Raw genomic sequence first — 19,686 nt, forward strand, 5'->3', positions numbered from 1 at the left:
GCCGGCGCAGCACGATAAAGCCGGCCCCTAGCCGGCGGAATCGAGCGAACACGCGGTTGGCAGGTGCTGTGCAGTCACGGCGCCGCTGCCGACCCGGACCGCGCAGTTCCACGTGCCGTCAGCCAGCCGGCCCACCGTCAGGCGGGTGCCCCTGAGCGCCGGATGCACGTCACCATCGAGCGTGACGACAATGCTGCCCGATCCGTCCGCATTGAACGCGAACCGGTTGGGCGTGGCGGTCAGCTGCGATGGCACGTAGCCGAGCGACGCGACCGGGTCCGGAAAGGTGTTCTGCCCATCGTGCAGGCGTTCTTCCACCGGAATCTTGTACGCCGATGCCTCCCAGAAGGCGCGGCCGATTTCCGACTTCACCACAAAATTCTGATACGTCGGAATGGCGATGGCGGCAAGGATGCCCACGATCGCCACCACGATCATCAGCTCGATCAGCGCGAATCCACGGCGCAGCGCTGGCCGCCCGGCCATGCACCCCACCGGGACCCCTGCCGCGGCCCTCCCCGGCCATTTTCCCGTCGTTGCCTTTTTCATGTTGCGACCCGTCTTGTTGCCGGCCTCTGCGTGCCGGTACGCCTGATCCATCCACGAACCATGCCAGGCCGGTTTCGCTGGCGAAGTGACAGTTTTCGTCGGAAATGTCCGGTTAGCCGCAGTCGCGACTGACAACTTTGCAGCGCATCGGCGATGCGGGTGACAAATCTCGTCGTCGCCGACGCATTTTGAGAATCCGGCCCGAGACTTCGTGGCCGGCGCCGCATAGAGTCTCCTTCCATAAACAAAATCGCTTGCGCCCCCTTCATTATCGTGTGTATATTTACACACGGATCGCCTGAAGGAGGCACTTTTGCATTCAACGGCCTTGATCCGCCTGCTGGAACGTGAGGGATGGCGCCTGGTGCGCTGCAAGGGCAGCCATCTCACCTACAAGCACCCGTCGCGCGCGCAAATCGTCACCGTGCCGCATCCGAAAAAGGACCTGCCGACCGGCACCGTACGCAGCATCATGAGGACGGCCCGGCTGGTATGACTGGTGCACAACGCATGGAGAGCAACGACATGGAATTTCCGATTGCCATTCACAAGGACCCCGAAAGCATCTACGGTGTGACGGTGCCCGACGTGGCGGGCTGCTATTCGTCCGGTGACACGGTCGAGGACGCCATCCGCAATGCGCGCGAGGCCATCATCAGCCACTTCGAGGTGCTGCTGTCCCTTGGGGAGGCGGTCACCCTGACCGCCACGCCCATCGCCGAACTGGCGGAGCGGCCCGAATTCGCCGGCGCCGTCTGGGCCCTGGCCGACGTCGACCTGGCCATGCTCGACAACCGGCCAGAGCGCATCAACATCAGCCTGCCCCGCTTCGTGCTGCACAAGATCGACACCTTCGTCGGTGCCCGCCACGAAACACGCAGCGGCTTTCTGGCGCGCGCCGCGCTGGAAGCCATGGCCAGTGACGCATGAGCCTGCGCAAAGGCCCCGAATTCCCAAGCAAAAATGAGAATCGGGGACGAGGTTCCGAGAGGGGCTGGCGGTAAAATGCCGCTTTGCGCCGCGAGCCCGAACAGGCTGGTGATGCCGGGGGCGCCCCGCGCGTCCGCTCGACAGCCTGCCTGGCCCGCGGCAACCGATATACCGGCGGCCCCACCGTGGCGCCGCCCGAGAGGAATGCATGTCCGCTGAAGCCCTTTCCAACCTGTCCACGACTTCGCCCGACGACACGCCGCGCGATGACGACATCCGCGCCGCCGGCGACGCCGTCCTGTCGGCCGAAGCACTGGCCGCCGCCGAAGGCACGACGCCGCGCGGCGGCAAATCCGGCAAGTCGGACAAGGCTGAAAAGCACACGCCAATGATGCTGCAGTACCTGCGCATCAAGGCGGACCATCCGGACACGCTGCTCTTCTACCGGATGGGCGACTTCTATGAACTGTTCCACGACGACGCCGAGAAGGCTGCCCGCCTGCTCGACATCACGCTGACGTCGCGCGGGCAGTCCGGCGGCGTGCCGATCCGCATGGCGGGCATCCCGTTCCACTCGGTCGATCAATATCTGGCGCGCCTGGTCAAACTTGGCGAATCGGTGGCGATCTGCGAGCAGATTGGCGATCCGGCTACGAGCAAGGGGCCGGTCGAGCGCAAGGTGGTACGGATCGTCACGCCTGGCACGCTGACCGACGCGGCACTGCTGCCCGACAAGACCGACAGCTATCTGATGGCCGTACACCAGCAGACCACGCGCCGCGGCGTCAGCAAGACAGGCCTGGCGTGGCTGAACCTTGCCAGCGGCGAACTACGCCTGATGGAATGCGATGCCGCCCAGTTGCCGCGCGAGCTCGAACGCATCCGCCCGGCCGAACTGCTGTATGCCGACGGCATGGATCTGCCCGTGCTCGAGTGTGCCCGCACCCGCCTGCCCGAATGGCACTTCGACCAGGACGCCGGCACGCGCCGGCTGCGCGAGCAGATTGGCGTGGCCAGCCTGGAGCCATTCGGCTGCGCCGGCCTGGGCGCCGCCCTGGGCGCGGCGGGCGCGCTGCTCAACTATGCCGCCACCACGCAGGGGCAATCGCTGCGCCACGTGCAGGGCGTCACCGTCGAGCGGGAATCCGAGTTCGTCGGGCTGGATACCGCGACACGGCGCAATCTCGAACTGACCGAAACGCTGCGTGGCGGCGAATCGCCGACGCTGTTCTCGCTGCTCGACACCTGCTCGACGACGATGGGCAGCCGCGCGCTGCGCCACTGGCTGCATCACCCGCTGCGCGACCCGGCGCTGCCGCGTGCCCGTCAGCAGGCCATTGGCGTATTGATCGCGCAAGACCCGGAAACCGTGCGCGCCACGCTGCGCCGGCTATGCGATGTCGAACGGGTCACGGCCCGGCTGGCGCTGCTGTCGGCGCGGCCGCGAGACCTGTCGTCGCTGCGCGACACGCTCGGCGCGCTGCCCGCCGTCCAGGCCAGCGTCAGCGCCGCGCACGAATCGCCGTTGCTGGCGCAAACGATCGACGAACTCGAAGTGCCGGCCGACTGCCTGTCGCTGCTGACGCGCGCGGTGGCCGAGGAGCCATCGACAGTGATCCGCGATGGCGGCGTAATTGCACGCGGCTACGATGCCGAGCTCGATGAACTGCGCGACATTTCCGAAAACTGCGGCCAGTTCCTGATCGAGCTGGAAACGCGTGAACGCACACGCACCGGCATCTCGAACCTGCGCGTCGAGTACAACCGCGTGCATGGCTTCTATATCGAAGTGACGAACGGCCAGGCCGACAAGGTGCCGGACGACTATCGCCGCCGCCAGACGCTGAAGAACGCCGAACGCTACATCACGCCGGAACTCAAGGCCTTCGAGGACAAGGCCCTGTCCGCGCAGGACCGCGCCCTGGCACGCGAAAAGCAGCTTTATGAAGCACTGCTGCAGGCGCTGTTGCCGCACATCGGCAGCCTGCAACGCGTGGCGGGCGCCCTGGCGCGGCTCGACGTGCTGACCACGCTGGCCGAACGCGCCCGCACGCTGGACTGGACCCAGCCGGAGCGGGTCAGCGAAAACGTGGTCGATATCGCGCAGGGCCGGCACCCGGTGGTGGAGGGGCAACTGGCTGCGGAATCGATCGCCTTCATTGCCAACGACTGCCAGCTCAACGAGGCGCGCAAGCTGCTGCTGATCACCGGCCCGAACATGGGCGGCAAGTCGACATTCATGCGCCAGACAGCCCTGATCGTGCTGCTGGCCTGCGTGGGCGCATGGGTGCCGGCGCGGCAAGCCAGGATCGGCCCGATCGACCGCATCTTCACGCGGATCGGGGCAGCCGACGACCTCGCCGGCGGACGTTCCACCTTCATGGTGGAAATGACCGAGGCGGCCGGCATCCTTCATCACGCCACACCGTCGAGCCTGGTGCTGATGGACGAAATCGGCCGGGGCACGTCGACCTTCGACGGCCTGGCGCTGGCGTGGGCGATTGCGCGCCACCTGCTGTCGCACAACCGCAGCCACACGCTGTTCGCCACGCACTATTTCGAGCTGACGCAACTGCCGCAGGAATTTCCGCAGGCGGCGAACGTCCATCTGTCCGCCGTGGAGCACGGCGACGGCATCGTCTTCCTGCATGCCGTGCAGGACGGCCCGGCCAGCCAGAGCTACGGCCTGCAGGTCGCGCAACTGGCGGGCGTGCCGCAGCCCGTGATTCGCGCCGCGCGCAAGCACCTGGCATGGCTGGAGCAGCAATCGGCCGATGCCACGCCGACGCCGCAGATGGACCTGTTCGCGGCACCGGCCACGCCTCCCGATGACGACGACACCGTGTCGGGTCCGGCCTCCGCATCGATCGAGCAAGCAGTCGAACAGGCGGCCGCGCGGGAAGCGCTGGCGGCGCTGACCGCCATCGACCCGGACAACCTGTCGCCGCGCGACGCGCTGGAGGCGCTGTACCGGCTCAAGGCCATTGCGGAATCTGCCGCGCAGGCATGAGCGCCGCGCACGGCTCCGGACGCCTGGCCCTGGCAGCGGCCGTCCTGATTGGCTACGTCTGCCTGACGACACCGGGCGCTGTCCTGGCGGCGCGCACCGGCAAGGTCACGCCGCCACCGGCACCCGCCGTGCAGCCCACGCGCATGGCGCTGATCGCCGACGTGCCGCAATGGCCCGCGGCGGAAGCGGATCTGGCGGCACTGTTCGCCCAGATGAACGCGCGACAGGTCGCGCTGATCGTGCATGCCGGCGGCATCAAGGGGGACACGGAATCCTGCGGAGACGCGGTGCTGGGCGCGCGACAGCGCGCGCTCGACGACGCTCCCGCGCCACTGCTCTATGTCCCCGGGGAAACTGACTGGGCAGAATGCCAGAAGCCGGTCAACGGCAAATTCGATGCGGTCGAGCGCCTGAACCGGCTACGCGAGCTGTTCTTTCCGATGGATACCACGCTCGGTCGGCGCACGATCCCCGTGGTGCGGCAGTCGGACCAGGCCATGTTCCGCAGCTTTCGCGAGAACGTGCGACTGGTGGAAGGCAACGTGATGGTGGTTGGACTGAACCTGCCCGGGGACAACAATCACTATCGCAGCGAAGGTGGCCGTAACGGCGAGTTCGAAGACCGCCGCGAGGCCAACCGGCAATGGCTGCACCGGGCATTCTCGGTGGCTACCCAACGCGATCTGCCTGGCGTCCTGGTGGTGGTCCACGCCGACCCGATGTTCGGCAACGGCTGGGAGAAGCGCGGCAAGCCATCGCTGTTCGATGGATTCCTGCGGCGCAACACGCGCGATGGCTACCTTGAATTCAAGAAACAACTACGCGATTTGACCGTGAAGTTTCCGGGTCAGGTACTGCTTGTCCATGCCAGCGACAGTGGCTTCAGCGTCGACAAGCCGTTGCGCGACACAGCCGGCAAGGTCGTTGGAAACTTCACGCGCGTGGCGTTGCCCATCGGCAATCCTTCGCGCTGGGTCGAATTGACCGTCACACCCGGCACGCGATCGGTGTTCCAGGTGGAGCTGCAGGACGGGCCGAAGCCCAACTAGTGCCAACCAGAGGGCCGGCGGAATTGACCTGCGTCATGCATCGGCCAGCATCCGTGAATCCAAATGAAAAAAGCCGGCAGATGCCGGCTTTTCCCAATTCGCGATGACCTGTCGCGTATCGCTCGACTGGCAGGGATCCGTATCGAGTCAGTGCAGCGTGCGCGGGCTGTCTGCCTCGCCGCCATCGTCCTCGTCTTCGTCGACGACTTCGATGCCCGAGGCGCCATGCGCATGGCCGTGTTCCACTTCCTCGGTGGTGGCTTCACGCACCTCGGACACTTTCAGCCAGAAGCGCAGCGCCATGCCGGCCAGCGGGTGGTTGCCGTCCAGCACAACCTTGTCTTCGGCAACGTCGGTCACCGTGTAGATGATCGAATCCTCGTCGTCACCGTCCTCGGGCACGCCCTCGAACTGCATGCCGACTTCCAGCGGCTCGGGAAAGCGGTCGCGCGGTTCGACCTTCACCAGTTCGGCATCGTAGTCGCCGAACGCGTCATCGGGTTCCAGCTGGAGCTGGGTCTCGAAACCGGCATCGTGGCCGTCGAGAGCTTCCTCGATCTTGGGGAACGTGCCATCATACCCGCCGTGCAAATAGACCATGGGCTCATCGGATTCCTCGATGAGATTGCCCTGCGCGTCCGACAGCTTGTACACAACGGACACCACCGTGTTCTTAGCGATTTTCAATTCTTGACTCCATGAGCGATTCCGCATTATACGCGCAGGCCCTGCCTGCGGGCCCCATTGATCCCGACGCACCGCTCACGCTGCTCGGGGGCATGACGCCCGCGGCATTCATGCGTGACATCTGGCACCGCAAACCGTTGCTGATTCGACAGGCCGTGCCCGGAATTGTGCCCCCTGTGTCGCGCGAATCGCTTTTTGAACTGGCCGATCGGGACGATGTGGAATCGCGCCTGGTGTCGTACTTTCGCAACCGCTGGAAGCTCGAACACGGCCCGTTCGCCGAAGACAACCTGCCGTCACGCAAGACCGGCAAGTGGACGCTGCTGGTGCAGGGCGTGAACCTCCACGCCCGGGCGGCCGCCGAACTGATGAGCCAGTTCCGCTTCGTGCCCGACGCCCGGCTCGACGACGTGATGATCAGCTACGCCACCGATGGCGGCGGCGTGGGTCCCCACTTCGATTCTTACGACGTCTTCCTGCTGCAAGCATCGGGCCGACGCCGCTGGCGCATTTCGTCACAGACGAAGCTCGATCTGATTCCTGACATGCCGCTGAAAATCCTCTCGGACTTCAGCGCCGAAGAGGAATGGGTGCTGGAACCCGGCGACATGCTCTACCTGCCGCCGCAGTACGCCCACGACGGCATTGCCGAAGGGGAATGCATGACGGCGTCGATCGGCTTCCGCGCCCCCGCCTATCGCGAACTGGCGGGCCACTTCCTGGCATGGCTGTCTGAAACGGTCGAGGGCAACGAAGCGCTGGACGGCCGCTACGCCGACGCTGGCGAGGCCGCCACGGCCACCCCGGCCCAGTTGCCGCCCGGCCTGGCGCGCGCTGTCGCGGACCGGCTGCAGGCGCTGAAATGGGACAAGGGCATGGTGTCCGAATTCCTCGGGTCGTACCTGTCGGAGCCCAAGCAATCTGTGCAGTTCGAGGAGATCGCGGAAATCAGCCTGAAGCAGTACGCGAAGCTGGCCAAGGCGCATGGCGTGGTCCTTGCTCCGGGCTCCATTGCGCTCTACGACCGCACGAACTTCTTCCTGAACGGCGAAGCGTATGAACCGCCGCCGGCCCTGGCGAAGTGGCTGCGGCGCCTGGCAGACATGCGCCAGCTGACGGCCGAGGAAATGGCCGCGTGCGCGGCACTTCCCGATCTCATGGACACATTTCACGATTGGGCCATGGAAGGGTGGTTGCAGATCGCGCCGGCACGTGTGTAATTTTGCGTAACAGAATGAACCGGCATATTTCGCCTATACACAAGGCGGGAAAACGCGGATATAATCGCCCGCTGGCTAGTACTGTGGACCACTGCACTGTCGGCACCCGGGAGAGCCTCATATTTGCAGTACAAGAGCGATAATTACCGGTAATTATTCATCGCCTGTTTTCGTTTTATTAAAAGTTAAAGGACGAACAATGAAGAAGTCTCTCCTGATCGCATCCCTGCTGGCTGCTGTTGCTCTGGCCGCTTGCGGCAAGAAGGAAGAAGCCGCTGCCCCCGCTGCTGATACCGCCGCTTCGGCTCCCGCCGCTGCTGCTCCGGCTGCTGACGCTTCGGCTCCCGCAGCTGCTGCTCCGGCTGCTGACGCTTCGGCCCCGGCTGCCGACGCTTCGGCTCCGGCTGCTGACGCTTCGGCTCCGGCTGCCAAGCAGTAATCGGATCTTTCCGAAAAACAAAAAGCCGACCTTCGGGTCGGCTTTTTGTTTTGGCGATTATCTGACGCTGCGCTATTAGCGGGATCGGCGTTCGCCGATTATGCCCGCACGGGCTGCCAGCCCAACCCCTCTTCCTGATCCGCGATCAGAATTTCATCAGGCAGTACTCCCAGCACCGTGGCCAGCGCGCCCGCGGCGAGTTCGCGGGTATTGTTCTGCTTGCTCAGGTGCGCCGCCACCACGCGCGACAAGCCTGCGTGGGTCACCTGCGACAGGATGGCGGCCGCGATATCGTTGGCCAGGTGGCCGAAGTCGCCCCCGATTCGACGCTTCAGCGACCACGGATAGACCGAGTTGGCCAGCATGTCGCGGTCATGGTTGCATTCCAGGACCAGCGCATGGACGCCTGCCAGCCGTGCCGTGACGTAGGGCGTTTCCATGCCGGCATCGGTCAGCACACCAAGCCGGGCATCGCCATCGGTCAGCACGAACTGCAGCGGCTCGCGCGCATCGTGCGGCACGGTATAGGGATGGATCTGAAGGGCACCCACCGAAAACACGTGATCGGCGCAACATACCCGCACGTCGGCCTGGTCCGCGCCACGCATATGCGAGGTGGCCAGCCAGGTGCCGTGACTCGTATGGACAGGCAGCTTGTGGCGCGCGGCAAACGCGTAGGCAGAGCCCACATGGTCGCCGTGCTCGTGGGTGACCAGCACCGCGTCGAGTTGCGTGGGGGATACACCCAGGCGCTCAAGACGACGCGCCGTTTCCTTGATGCCGAAGCCACAGTCGAGCAGCACGCGCGTCACGGACGCGCCCTCGCCGGCCTCGATCAGCAGCGAATTGCCTTCGCTGCCACTTCCCAAAAAAGCAAAGCGCATCATGGATGCGCTCGCCTGGGGAGATGCCCGACGGCGGGCGCCGTCGGGATCGATGGACGACAGACGACCATCAGTGCAGCTGTTCGTCCAGCAGCGACAGGATACGCTTGCTGATCTCGGTGTTTTCCGGCTGGCCGGCATCGTTCTGCACCGTGACCGTCGTACCCGTGCCATTGCCCTTCAGCGACACGCGATACTTCTTCGCGGTCTTGCCGTCGTTGGGCTTGGTGAACAGCTTGGAGAAGAAGCCGCGATCGTCCACTGCCTGCTTCGGATCCACGTAGCGCACGTAGTACAGGCCTTGCGCGCGGTCGCGATCTTCCACCGTGAAGTTCACGCGATCCAGCGACAGGCCGACCGAGCGCCATGCGCGATCGAACGGCTCCGGCAGTTGCAGTGCCGGCGTGCCATTGACCTGCGCCAGGAACGACTTGGTTTCGGCGGCGCTGGCCGTCGCCGCACCCGTTGCCGCGGCGGCACCGATACCCGTGGCGTCGCCCGACGGTGCGGGGGCTGCGGCGGCCGCGGCATTGCCCACCGGCGTCGGGTTCTTGGCCATCTGGTTGGCCTGCTCCTTCTGCACGCCCAGGCGCTGCGCCAGACGCGACAGGAATTCGGCTTCCAATTCCGGATCGGCCGGACGCGGCGTCCAGACCGTGGTCGACTTGTCGACGCCGGTCAGTTGTTCCTGCGCGCCACGGTGGCTGATGAACACTTCGAGCTGGCCGTTCTGGGCGCGCTCCACACGCGTACGGAACTTGTCGCGCTCGGAGGTCGAGTACAGGCCGTCGAACACCTTGCCGATCGTGTTGCGGATGATGTCCTGCGGAATCTTGGCGCGGTTCTCGGCCCAGTCCGTCTCCATGATGCCGGTCTGCGGCGAATCCTGCGTCAGCAGGAAGCCGTTTTCCTGCCAGAAGCCGCGCAGCGACTCCCACAGCTGGTCGGCACGCATGCCATTGCTGATGACGAGCCAGCGCTGGTTGCCATCACGCTCCATGCGGATGCCCTGCGAGGACGGCAGCACGTTGGTAGCCGGTTCGGCTTCGCGCGTCTTGGTGGCCTGCTGGTAGTTCGACAGCGTCGACGTACCGGCGGCGTCGGGCACGGTATAGCGGCGGTCGCCTTCGAGCTTGGTCAGGTCCGGCGGAATGTCCAGCGACGCGGTCTTCTTGCCCTGGGACTTGTAGTCGATCTTGTCGGGCTGCATGGCTTCATTGATGCTGCTGCAGCCGGCAATCAGCGTCAGCGCCAGCACGGGCGCAACCACGGCGACACGGCGGATCTGCGTCGCGCCGCGACGGTTAAGCTTCTGTTTCATTGACACGTAATCCTGGTTTCAAGAATCGGCGAATAGCCGAACGTTCAGCCGGCGAATCTCAGCCCAGCAGGCCGGCCGCTGCCAGCGCGCGGCGCACGGTTTCGTGCTGGCCTTCCGCCAGCGGGGTCAATGGCAGGCGGATGCCGCCTGCCATCTTGCCCATCTGCTGGAGCGCCCACTTGACCGGAATCGGATTGGCCTCGACGAACATCGCACGGTTGAGGTCAATCAGTTCCATGTGCAGGCGGCGGGCCGTCACCACATCGCCCTTCAGGGCCGCGACGCACATCTCGTGCATCTTGCGCGGCGCCACGTTGGCGGTGACCGAGATATTGCCCTTGCCACCGAGCAGGATCAGCGCCACCGCGGTGGGATCATCGCCGCTGTAGATGGCGAAGGTATCGGGGGCGTCCTTGATCAGCTGCGCGGCACGGTCGATATTGCCGGTGGCTTCCTTCACGCCAACGATGCCCGGCACCTGCGCCAGGCGCAGGATCGTCTCGTTGTTCATGTCCGCCACGGTACGGCCGGGCACATTGTAGAGCAGCACCGGCAGGTCCACGGCTTCCGCGATGGTGCGGAAATGGCGGTACATGCCTTCCTGCGTCGGCTTGTTGTAGTACGGCACGACCTGCAGCGACGCGTCGGCGCCCACCTTCTTCGCGAAGGCGGTCAGTTCGATGGCTTCGTTCGTGGAATTGCCGCCGGTCCCGGCGATGATGGGCACGCGGCCAGCCGACTGCTGGACTGCCACGCGGATCAGTTCGCAATGCTCCTCGACGTTGACCGTCGGCGACTCGCCCGTGGTGCCCACGATCACGATGCCATCGGTGCCTTCCGCCGCATGCCAGTCGATGAGGGCGCGCAGGGCCGGGTAATCCAGGCTGCCATCCTCATGCATCGGGGTGACGATGGCCACGATGCTGCCGGTAATCTGTGTCATATCTCAGGGAATTCGGGAAATTCGAACAAACGGGATTGTACCGGAACCGTCAGGGCCTCCGGACCCCCTATCAGTGAGGGAAAACGTTAGCGGGCGTAACGTGTGGCGCGCCGGTCTCGCCAACGGCCTGCGCTGGGCCCCCGGCGCCTCACGGCGGCGGCGCCCGGGTTACGCCACCGGTAACGGATAACGGGGCGGCGGCGCCTCCGGCGGCCTGACGGACGCCTCGCGGACGGCACAAATCCGCTGCACGAAGGCCTCGCGCGGCGCCGCCAGCGTGCCGTCCTCGTAACCCGTCACGCGCAATATGCCCCGGGTCACCTCCAGCAGTTCGCCGGGCCGCAGCAGGAAATCGGGCCGCGACGGCTTGCCGACGGTCTCGTTGCCGGCCGCGAAGGTCTCGTAGATCAGCACGCCGCCCGGCGCCAGCGCGTCCAGCAGATGCGGCCACAGCGGCCGGTGCAGATAGTTGGTGACCACCACGGCATCGAACCGCCCGGCGTCCGCCAGGGGCCAGGCGCCCTGCTCCAGATCGGCCACCCGCCCGTCGATGCCGGCCGGCAGCCCGGCGACGGCCTCGGCATCGCGGTCCACGGCCAGCACCGCAAACCCCTGCCTTGCCAGCCACGCGGCGTGCCGCCCGCTGCCGCAGGCCAGATCAAGGACGCGGCCGCCGGGCCGGATCAGGTGGGCCCATCGGGTCAGCCAGGTGGAAGGCGCGGCAAGCTGGGAGTGCATGGAGCGGAACGGAAAAAGGAGGGAACCGGCAAGCCGGCACGAGTAGGCACCCGGCGCGCGTTACTGCAGCACCATCAGCACCGGGCGCAGCATCAGTTCGACGATCGACAGCAGCACCGTCATCACAGGCTGCATCCAGATCCGCGTGATGACCCCGGCGGCCACCAGCGCCAGCACGATGAAGATGCCGTACGGCTCGACACGGCCCACCGCCTCGGCCATGCGGCGCGGCAGAAAGGCGGTCAGCACGCGGCCGCCGTCGAGCGGCGGGATGGGGAACAGGTTGAACGCGGCCACCACGGTGTTGACCAGCACGCCGGCGCGGGCCATCTGGCTCCAGAACGGCTCCTGGATCTGCGCCAGCGCCAGGCCCACGGCGATCAGGGCCCACAGGAACGCCTGGACGATATTGCTGCCGGGCCCGGCCAGCGCCACCCACATGCCGTGCCAGCGCGGGTTGCGCAGGTGGCTGAACACCACCGGCACGGGCTTGGCAAACCCGAACACGAACTGTCCGGCGGTCAGGAAATACAGCAGCAGCGGCACGGCCACGGTGCCGATCGGATCGATATGGCGGATCGGGTTCAGGCTGACGCGCCCGAGCAGCCAGGCGGTGTTGTCGCCGAAATACCTGGCCACGAAGCCATGCGCGGCCTCATGCAGCGTGATGGCGAACAGCACGGGCAGCGCATATACGGCAAAGGTCTGGACGATCGAGGAATCCATGCGAACTATTCTATTGGGCCGCCGGCGCCGAAGGCTGTCCGGCATGTCCGTGGATGTGCGGTATGTATCAGAAACGACAGGTCAAATGACAAGGCGGGCAGGATCAGGCGGCGGCCGTCAGGCCGAATCGCTCCACATCGCCCCGCCCGGCACGCACCAGTTCCGGTTCACCACTGGTCAGGTCGATCACCGTGGTCGGCTGGGCCGGCGCCGGGCCGCCGCAGATCACCAGGTCGATCTGTTTTTCCAGCCGCGCACGGATTTCGGCTGGTTCGTTCATCGGCGCCTCGTCGCCGGGCAGCTGGAGCGTGGCCGAAATCAGCGGCTGCCCGAGCTCGGCCACCAGCGCCAGCGGAATCAGGTGATCGGGCACGCGCACGCCGATGGTCTTGCGCGCCGGGTGCGACAGCCGCCTGGGCACTTCCTTGGTCGCCTCCAGGATGAACACGTACGGACCCGGCGTGGCGCCCTTGATCCAGCGGTACTGGCGGTTATCGACCCGGGCGAAGTTGCCGAGTTCCGACAGGTCGCTGCACATCAGCGTCAGATGGTGCTTTTCGTCGATGCCGCGCAGCCGGCGCAGGCGTTCCACGGCGGACTTGTCGTCCAGCTGGCAGGCCAGCGCGTAGCTGGAATCGGTGGGCAGCGCGATCAGCCCGCCCTTCTGCACGATCTGCGCGGCCTGCTTCACCAGCCGCGCCTGCGGGTTGTCGGGATGGATCTCGAAGTACTGGGACATGAGGGGCGCGGCTTTCGGGGGAAGGGGCGGATTACCAGTCGTACCAGACCGGTGTGACGTCCGACGGCAGCGGCGGCAGCGTGCCGATTTCCACCCGGCCCTCGCCGGGGCCGTGGAAATCCGATCCGCGCGACGCCAGCAGGCCATAGTGGCGCGCCACATCGGCGTAACGGCGGAACTGGTCGGGCGTATGGCTGCCGGTCACTACCTCCACCGCGCGGCCGCCCAGTTGCGTGAATTCGTCGAACAGCGCGTCGTGTTGCAGATCGGTGTAGTTGTAGCGACCCGGGTGCGCCATCACCGCAATGCCGCCGGCGCCGCGAATCCAGCCCACGGCGTCCTGCAATGCCGACCAGCGGTGCGGCACGAAGCCCGGGCGGCCTTCCGACAGGTATTCGCTGAACACATCGCCGATGGTCTTGCAGCGGCCCTCGTCCACCAGCCAGCGCGCAAAGTGCGTGCGCGAAATGAGGTCGGGATTGCCGACGTGGCGCAGCGCGCCTTCGTAGGCGCCGGGGATGCCGATTTTTGCCAGTGCCTCGCCGATGTCCTGCGCACGGCGCGCACGGCCGTCGCGGGTGCGGGCCAGGCCATCGATCAGGTCCGCGTTGAACGGATCGATCTGCAGGCCGACGATGTGCACGGTCTGCCCGGCCCAGGTGACCGAAATCTCCACGCCAGGCACATAGCGCATGCCCAGCGATTCGGCGGCGGCGCGGGCTTCGGCCTGGCCGCCCACCTCGTCGTGGTCGGTCAGCGCCCAGAACGCCACGCCGCCGGCGTGCGCACGTGCGGCCACCTGGGACGGTGACAACATCCCGTCGGACACGGTGGAATGGCAGTGCAGGTCGGCGTTGATGGCATGGGCGTTTTGCATGGGCATATTCTACTCCCGGCAGGCTTTTTTAGCCCTGCCGTCAAAGGTGGTGTGCCCGGATTGCCGTGGCACGCAAGGTATGATGGGGCCTGTCCACACCGCATTTTTCCGCTTCCCGCCATGTCCTCCACGCCCGCCGCCACGCCCCCGGAAACCATCCAGACCGACGTGCTGATCGTCGGCGCCGGCCCCGTGGGCCTGTTCGCGGCGTTCCAGGCCGGCGTGCTGGGGCTCAAGTGCGAGCTGATCGACGTGCTGGACCGCGCCGGCGGCCAATGCACCGAGCTCTATCCCGAAAAGCCGATCTATGACATTCCGGCCGTGCCGGGCTGCCTGGCGCAGGAACTGGTGGATCGCCTGCTCGAACAGTGCGCGCCGTTCGCGTTTCCGATGCACTTCAGCCAGCGTGCGCAGTCCGTCAGCGACACCCATGGCGCCGATGGCCATCCGCGCCTGCTGATCACGACCGATGGCGGCAAGCGATTCGACGTGGCGGCGGTGCTGATCTGCGCCGGTGCCGGGGCGTTCGCCCCGCAGCGCGTGTCGCTGCCCGAGGCCGCCGCGCTGGAAGACCGGCATGTGCACTACGCCGTGCGCGACGTGTCGCGCTTCGCCGGCAAGCGCGTGATCGTGGCCGGCGGCGGCGATTCCGCGCTGGACTGGGCGCTGGCGCTGCGCAAGGTGGCGGCACGCGTCACGCTGCTGCACCGGCGCGAAGGCTTTCGTGCCGCCGATCACACGGTGGGCGCGATGCGCGCCGCCGTTGACGCGGGCGAGATGGATTTCGTGGTCGGCATGCTCGGCAGCCTGCAAACCGACGACGCCGGCGCCCTCACCCACGCCGGCATCAAGACCCGCGATGGCGACCGCACCATCGAGGCCGACGAACTCGTCGCGCTGTACGGGCTGGTGTCCGAACCGGGGCCGATCGCCCAGTGGGATCTGGACATGCACGCCGGCCGCATCCACATCGAGAACACCACCACCTACGAAACCTCGCGTCGCGGCATCTTTGCGGCCGGAGACATCGCCGTTTATCCAAACAAGCAGAAGCTGATCCTGTCGGGCTTCCACGAAGCCGCGCTGGCGCTGCGCAAGGCGTATCACTACGCGTTCCCCGACAAGGCGCTGGTTCATATGCACACCAGCAACAACCCGGCGCTGAAGGCAAAGCTGACGCACGCTTGAGCCAGCGCGAGTGGCTGGGTGGGGTAAATTTCCAGCACTTACCCCAAGAACTCCTCGATCAACCCCGCCACCACCTTCGGCTGGTCGTGGTGCAGCATGTGCCCGGCGTCATCGACCAGCACTTCCCTGAAATCCGGAAAGGCGCGGAACCGCTCCTTGAACTCGTCGATACTCTGCTTGTGCGCGATGTGCTTGAGCGTCGCCGAATCGCGCGCTTCCACGTGCAGCACCGGTGCGGCCACCTTTTCCCAGATCGCCATGATCTCGTCGATGCGGTACAGCGTCGGGTTGGTCATCTTGTGCGCGCCATCGCCCAGGATCTCCCAGCGGCCCGCTGCATTGCGGCGTGACCAGTGCGCAGCCAGGAAGGCGGCGCGGTCGTCGGGCAGGCGCGGATTGGTCTTCTGCAGCCGTGCGGCCACGGCGGCCTCGCTGTCGTAGGTCTTCAGTTCGGGCGGCGTGCGCAGTTCGTCGAGCCAGCGCGCCAGGCGGGCTGGCGCCTGGTCTGGCCGCGTGCGCGTGAGGCCGAACCCTTCCAGGTCCACCACGCGGCGCACGCGTTCGGGCCGTACGCCGGCGTAGATGCACACCACGTTGGCGCCCATGCTGTGACCCACCAGGTCTACCTGCCCCTCGGGCTGGTAATGGTCGAGCAGCGCCTCCAGGTCGGCCACGTAATCGGGGAACCAGTACGAGCGCGTGCCCGGGTACTGCGTCGGGTAATCGGATTCGCCAAAGCCGCGCCAGTCCATGGCGATCACATGCCAGTCGCGCTGGAACGCATCGACCAGGAACTGGAACGACGCCGCCACATCCATCCAGCCATGCAGCATGAACAGCTTGCGCGCGCCGGGTTGTCCCCAGTGGCGGACGTGCGTGCGCAGGCCGCGCAGCGTGATAAATTCGGAACGCGAAGTTTCCGTGATGGTCATGGTGTCTGCCCTGTTGCCCGGGTCTTCCGATGCGCGCGCAGCCCATGGCCACGCGGCGGCCCGGATAAAAATAGAACGATCGTTCGCTTGCCGGATTATAGCCAAACGGCTATCTGAAGCGAGCGGGAACATTGGAGACAATTGCATGACCGCCTTGCCGGCCACGCGCCGTGACGACTATCACGCGCTGCACGAATCGTTCCACTGGGACGTCCCCGCGTTCTTCAACCTGGCCGAAGTCTGCTGCGGCCGCTGGGCGCGCGACCCGGCCACGGCCAGCCGCGTCGCCGTGCATACCGAACACGAGGACGGCCGGCGCGCGTCATACACATATGCGCATATCCAGGCCGAGGCCAACCGGCTGTCGCGGGCGCTGCGCGCGCTTGGCGTGCAGCGCGGCGACCGCGTGGCCATCGTGATGCCCCAGCGCATCGAGACGGTCATCGCCGGCATGGCCGTATATCAGCTTGGCGCAATTGCCATGCCGCTGTCGATGCTGTTCGGCCCCGAGGCCCTTTCCTACCGCATCGACCACAGCGAAACGCGCGTGGCCATTGCCGACGAAACCTCGATCGACAACCTGCTGGCCGCCCGCCCCGACTGCCCCACGCTGAAGACCATCATCGGCGCCGGCCACGCCACCGGCCGCGGCGACCTGGACTGGGACGCCCTGCTGGCCGCCCAACTGCCCGATTTCACGGCCGAACAGACCAAGGCCGACGAAGCCGCGGTGCTGATCTACACCAGCGGCACCACGGGGCCGCCCAAGGGCGCGCTGATTCCGCACCGCGCGCTGATCGGCAACCTGACCGGCTTTGTCTGCTCGCAGAACTGGTATCCGCAGGATGACGACGTGTTCTGGAGCCCCGCCGACTGGGCCTGGACCGGCGGACTGTGGGATGCGCTGATGCCGGCGCTGTATTTCGGCCGTCCGATCGTCGGCTACCAGGGCCGTTTTACGGCCGACCGCGCGTTCGAACTGCTGGAACGCTACGGCGTGACCAACACCTTCCTGTTCCCGACCGCGCTCAAGCAGATGATGAAGGCCTGCCCGACGCCTTCGGAAAAATACGATCTGAAGCTGCGCGCCATCATGAGCGCCGGCGAGGCCGTGGGCGAGACGGTATTCACCTGGTGCCGCGACGCGCTGGGCGTGATCGTCAACGAGATGTTCGGCCAGACCGAGATCAACTACATCGTCGGCAACTGCACGGCGCAATACGACAACAACCGCCTGGGCTGGCCGGCGCGGCCGGGGTCGATGGGCCGCCCCTATCCGGGCCACCGCGTGGCCGTGATCGACGAGGAAGGCCGCCCGTGCGCGCCGGGCGAGGATGGCGAGGTGGCCGTCTGCGCCACCGATGTCCACGGCCATCCCGACCCCGTATTCTTCCTGGGCTACTGGAAGAACGAGGCCGCCACGGCTGGCAAATATTCGGAATCGGACGGGCTGCGCTGGTGCCGCACCGGCGACCTGGCGCGCATGGATGCCGATGGCTATCTCTGGTATCAGGGCCGCGCCGACGACGTGTTCAAGTCATCGGGCTATCGGATCGGGCCGAGCGAGATCGAGAACTGCCTGCTCAAGCATCCGGCGGTGTCGAACTGCGCCGTGGTGCCGTCGCCAGACCCCGAGCGCGGGGCCATCGTCAAGGCGTTCATCGTGCTGACGCCCGCCGTGGCGCGCTCGTTCGACAACGATGCGGCGCTGGTGGCCGAGCTGCAGCAACATGTGCGCGGCCAGCTGGCGCCTTATGAATACCCGAAGGCCATCGAATTCATCGACCAGCTGCCGATGACGACCACGGGCAAGATCCAGCGCCGCGTGCTGCGGCTGATGGAGCAGGAACGCGCGCAGCAGCAGGCCGGGCATCCGGCGAACTAGCCGGCCGAGGCCTCCAGCCACGCCAGTTCATCCTCGTCGAACCCCGCCGCGCGGCGGGCGTCGAGGTTGAACGGGCCGCGCAGCTTCGGCGCCTTGTACTGCTCGGCCAGCTGCGCATAGGTGGCCACTGGCTCCAGCCCGCGCTGGGTGCAGAGCCAGCGGTACCAGCGATTGCCGATGGCCACGTGGCCCACCTCGTCGCGCAGGATGATGTCGATGATCGCGGCGGCGGCTTCGTCGCCGGCGTCGGCCAGCTTGGCCCGCACCGGCGGCGAGGCATCGAGCCCGCGGGCTTCCAGCGTGCGCGGCACCAGCGCCATGCGCGCCAGCACGTCGCCCGCCGTCTTGTCAGTCATCTCCCACAGGCTGTTGTGCGCCGGGAAATCGCCATAGGTGGCACCCAGCGTCTGCAGGTGATCGGCCAGCAATGTGAAGTGATAGGCCTCTTCGTCGGCCACGCGCAGCCAGTCGCGGTAATAATCGGCCGGCATGCCGGAAAAACGCCAGACGGCGTCGAGTGCCAGGTTGATCGCGTTGAATTCGATATGGCACAGCGCGTGGATCATGTTGGCGCGGCCGGCCGTGGTGTGGATCGACCGGCGCCGCTCCACCCGCATTGGCGGCACCAGTTCGGGACGCGCCGGGCGGCCAGGCACCGCGCCGGGCGCCGCCACAAGGTGTTCATCGGGGTCGACCACGGTATCCCCACCGGCCCGCAACGCGGCATACAGGGCGCGGGCCGCCGCGGCCTTGGCCCGGGCATCGGTCATGCATAGCACGTCCAGTGCGCCCCGGCGCGCCGAGGCCGGCACGGCGCCGGCTGCGGGCAGGGGCTCGACAAGTGGCGGGGACGCGATGTCGGCGGGTGCGATCACTGGCATAGGCGTAAAATTCGGGAAGCCGCCATTGTAGAGCCCCTGCCCGCCCGAAGCTTGTCCCCGGGCCGGCCCTTTCGGCGGGCTCTTTTAATCGGCGCGGCCATCCCCAATTACGCACATTCAGCAGGAGACCCCATGGCGCTTTACCAGCTCGGCGATACCGCCCCGAAAATCCACGAGGACGCCTATGTGGCGGCGGAAGCCACCATCATCGGCAACGTGACGCTCAAGGCGCGTGCCAGCGCCTGGCCGGGTGTGGTGATTCGCGGCGACAACGAGCCGATCGTGGTGGGCGAAGACACCAACATCCAGGAAGGCTCGGTGCTGCACACCGATCCGGGCCGTCCGCTGACGCTGGGCGACAAGGTGTCCGTGGGCCATCAGGCCATGCTGCATGGCTGCACCGTGGGCGAAGGCTCGCTGATCGGCATCCAGGCCGTGGTGCTCAATGGCGCGGTGATCGGCAAGGAATGCCTGGTCGGCGCAGGCGCCGTGATCACCGAGAACAAGGTGTTCCCGGACCGCTCGCTGATTCTGGGCGCGCCCGCCAAGGTGGTGCGCGAACTGACCGACGCCGACGTGGCCAACCTCTATCGCAACGCAGAGACGTATGCGAAGCGGCAGGCCGTATACAAGACCGAACTCAAGCGCATCGGCTGACCGCCCTGGACGCAGCCGATACGCCGACTTA

20 protein-coding genes are annotated in these 19,686 nt (G+C 66.4%); 9 read left to right on the plus strand and 11 right to left on the minus strand.

Annotated features, from left to right (window positions below; translation table 11 throughout):
• Positions 1–27: 27 nt before the first annotated feature.
• Entirely contained in the window at positions 28–486 is a 459-nt protein-coding gene (locus AC24R4_RS11390) for a pilin (RefSeq protein WP_487523154.1), read from the minus strand.
• A 376-nt stretch (positions 487–862) separates the two neighbouring features.
• On the opposite strand from AC24R4_RS11390, the gene AC24R4_RS11395 reads away from it, so the two are divergent.
• The 4 genes from AC24R4_RS11395 to AC24R4_RS11410 all read left to right on the plus strand — a co-directional run bounded on the left by AC24R4_RS11395 (position 863) and on the right by AC24R4_RS11410 (position 5,538).
• Positions 863–1,045, plus strand: coding sequence for a type II toxin-antitoxin system HicA family toxin (locus tag AC24R4_RS11395; RefSeq protein ID WP_487523155.1), 183 nt, complete (start codon positions 863–865; stop codon positions 1,043–1,045).
• Between the two features lie 29 nt (positions 1,046–1,074).
• A complete protein-coding gene (locus AC24R4_RS11400; protein WP_487523156.1) occupies positions 1,075–1,479 on the plus strand; it encodes a type II toxin-antitoxin system HicB family antitoxin in 405 nt (134 codons plus the stop codon).
• Between the two features lie 388 nt (positions 1,480–1,867).
• Positions 1,868–4,489 carry a DNA mismatch repair protein MutS gene (gene mutS, locus AC24R4_RS11405; RefSeq protein WP_400395783.1) on the plus strand — a complete coding sequence of 874 codons (2,622 nt, stop codon included), beginning with the start codon at positions 1,868–1,870 and terminating at the stop codon, positions 4,487–4,489.
• The gene (locus AC24R4_RS11410) at positions 4,486–5,538 is read left to right on the plus strand and encodes a hypothetical protein (RefSeq protein ID WP_487523157.1); all 1,053 of its coding nucleotides are present in this window, start codon (positions 4,486–4,488) and stop codon (positions 5,536–5,538) included. The genes mutS and AC24R4_RS11410 overlap by 4 nt, the downstream gene beginning before the upstream one ends.
• Before the next feature lie 147 nt (positions 5,539–5,685).
• Here AC24R4_RS11410 and AC24R4_RS11415 read toward each other — a convergent pair whose 3' ends face one another.
• Positions 5,686–6,225, minus strand: coding sequence for an FKBP-type peptidyl-prolyl cis-trans isomerase (locus tag AC24R4_RS11415; protein WP_153948906.1), 540 nt, complete (start codon positions 6,223–6,225; stop codon positions 5,686–5,688).
• An 11-nt stretch (positions 6,226–6,236) separates the two neighbouring features.
• Here AC24R4_RS11415 and AC24R4_RS11420 point away from each other — a divergent pair, with 11 nt between their 5' ends.
• Together AC24R4_RS11420 and AC24R4_RS11425 are read left to right on the plus strand one after the other, a co-directional pair.
• A complete protein-coding gene (locus tag AC24R4_RS11420) occupies positions 6,237–7,445 on the plus strand; it encodes a ribosomal protein uL16 3-hydroxylase (RefSeq protein WP_400392554.1) in 1,209 nt (402 codons plus the stop codon).
• A gap of 199 nt (positions 7,446–7,644) precedes the next feature.
• The gene (locus tag AC24R4_RS11425; RefSeq protein WP_082926518.1) at positions 7,645–7,884 is read left to right on the plus strand and encodes a hypothetical protein; all 240 of its coding nucleotides are present in this window, start codon (positions 7,645–7,647) and stop codon (positions 7,882–7,884) included.
• A gap of 98 nt (positions 7,885–7,982) precedes the next feature.
• Here the strand turns inward: AC24R4_RS11425 and AC24R4_RS11430 are convergent, their stop codons facing one another.
• The 7 genes from AC24R4_RS11430 to AC24R4_RS11460 form a co-directional block, all read right to left on the minus strand.
• Positions 7,983–8,771, minus strand: a complete 789-nt coding sequence (locus tag AC24R4_RS11430) for an MBL fold metallo-hydrolase (RefSeq protein ID WP_400392556.1) — start codon at positions 8,769–8,771, stop codon at positions 7,983–7,985.
• Positions 8,772–8,838: 67 nt separating this feature from the next.
• A complete protein-coding gene (gene bamC / locus AC24R4_RS11435) occupies positions 8,839–10,089 on the minus strand; it encodes an NlpB/DapX family lipoprotein (RefSeq protein WP_400392558.1) in 1,251 nt (416 codons plus the stop codon).
• A 58-nt stretch (positions 10,090–10,147) separates the two neighbouring features.
• Positions 10,148–11,032 (minus strand): 4-hydroxy-tetrahydrodipicolinate synthase, encoded by an 885-nt coding sequence (dapA, locus tag AC24R4_RS11440; RefSeq protein WP_400392560.1) that lies wholly within the window; start codon positions 11,030–11,032, stop codon positions 10,148–10,150.
• Positions 11,033–11,200: 168 nt separating this feature from the next.
• Positions 11,201–11,770, minus strand: coding sequence for a class I SAM-dependent methyltransferase (locus AC24R4_RS11445; RefSeq protein WP_400392563.1), 570 nt, complete (start codon positions 11,768–11,770; stop codon positions 11,201–11,203).
• A gap of 60 nt (positions 11,771–11,830) precedes the next feature.
• Positions 11,831–12,496 (minus strand): site-2 protease family protein, encoded by a 666-nt coding sequence (locus tag AC24R4_RS11450; RefSeq protein ID WP_400392566.1) that lies wholly within the window; start codon positions 12,494–12,496, stop codon positions 11,831–11,833.
• A gap of 103 nt (positions 12,497–12,599) precedes the next feature.
• Positions 12,600–13,235 (minus strand): L-threonylcarbamoyladenylate synthase, encoded by a 636-nt coding sequence (locus tag AC24R4_RS11455; RefSeq protein ID WP_153948910.1) that lies wholly within the window; start codon positions 13,233–13,235, stop codon positions 12,600–12,602.
• Positions 13,236–13,266: 31 nt separating this feature from the next.
• Positions 13,267–14,112, minus strand: coding sequence for a 3',5'-nucleoside bisphosphate phosphatase (locus tag AC24R4_RS11460; protein WP_400392569.1), 846 nt, complete (start codon positions 14,110–14,112; stop codon positions 13,267–13,269).
• Between the two features lie 120 nt (positions 14,113–14,232).
• Between AC24R4_RS11460 and AC24R4_RS11465 the strand changes: the two genes are divergently transcribed.
• The gene (locus AC24R4_RS11465) at positions 14,233–15,300 is read left to right on the plus strand and encodes an NAD(P)/FAD-dependent oxidoreductase (protein ID WP_400392572.1); all 1,068 of its coding nucleotides are present in this window, start codon (positions 14,233–14,235) and stop codon (positions 15,298–15,300) included.
• Between the two features lie 38 nt (positions 15,301–15,338).
• Here the strand turns inward: AC24R4_RS11465 and AC24R4_RS11470 are convergent, their stop codons facing one another.
• Complete coding sequence (locus AC24R4_RS11470; protein WP_400392575.1) at positions 15,339–16,232, minus strand: alpha/beta fold hydrolase; 894 nt, start codon at positions 16,230–16,232, stop codon at positions 15,339–15,341.
• A 145-nt stretch (positions 16,233–16,377) separates the two neighbouring features.
• Between AC24R4_RS11470 and AC24R4_RS11475 the strand changes: the two genes are divergently transcribed.
• The gene (locus AC24R4_RS11475; RefSeq protein ID WP_400392578.1) at positions 16,378–18,117 is read left to right on the plus strand and encodes an acetate--CoA ligase; all 1,740 of its coding nucleotides are present in this window, start codon (positions 16,378–16,380) and stop codon (positions 18,115–18,117) included.
• On the opposite strand, the gene AC24R4_RS11480 is transcribed toward AC24R4_RS11475, so the two are convergent.
• Positions 18,114–18,998, minus strand: a complete 885-nt coding sequence (locus AC24R4_RS11480; RefSeq protein WP_400392581.1) for a ferritin-like domain-containing protein — start codon at positions 18,996–18,998, stop codon at positions 18,114–18,116. The genes AC24R4_RS11475 and AC24R4_RS11480 overlap by 4 nt on opposite strands.
• 132 nt (positions 18,999–19,130) lie before the next feature.
• Here AC24R4_RS11480 and AC24R4_RS11485 point away from each other — a divergent pair, with 132 nt between their 5' ends.
• Positions 19,131–19,655 carry a gamma carbonic anhydrase family protein gene (locus AC24R4_RS11485; protein ID WP_066738778.1) on the plus strand — a complete coding sequence of 175 codons (525 nt, stop codon included), beginning with the start codon at positions 19,131–19,133 and terminating at the stop codon, positions 19,653–19,655.
• Positions 19,656–19,686: the final 31 nt, after the last annotated feature.

Source organism: Cupriavidus sp. CER-90 (genome assembly GCF_057652055.1).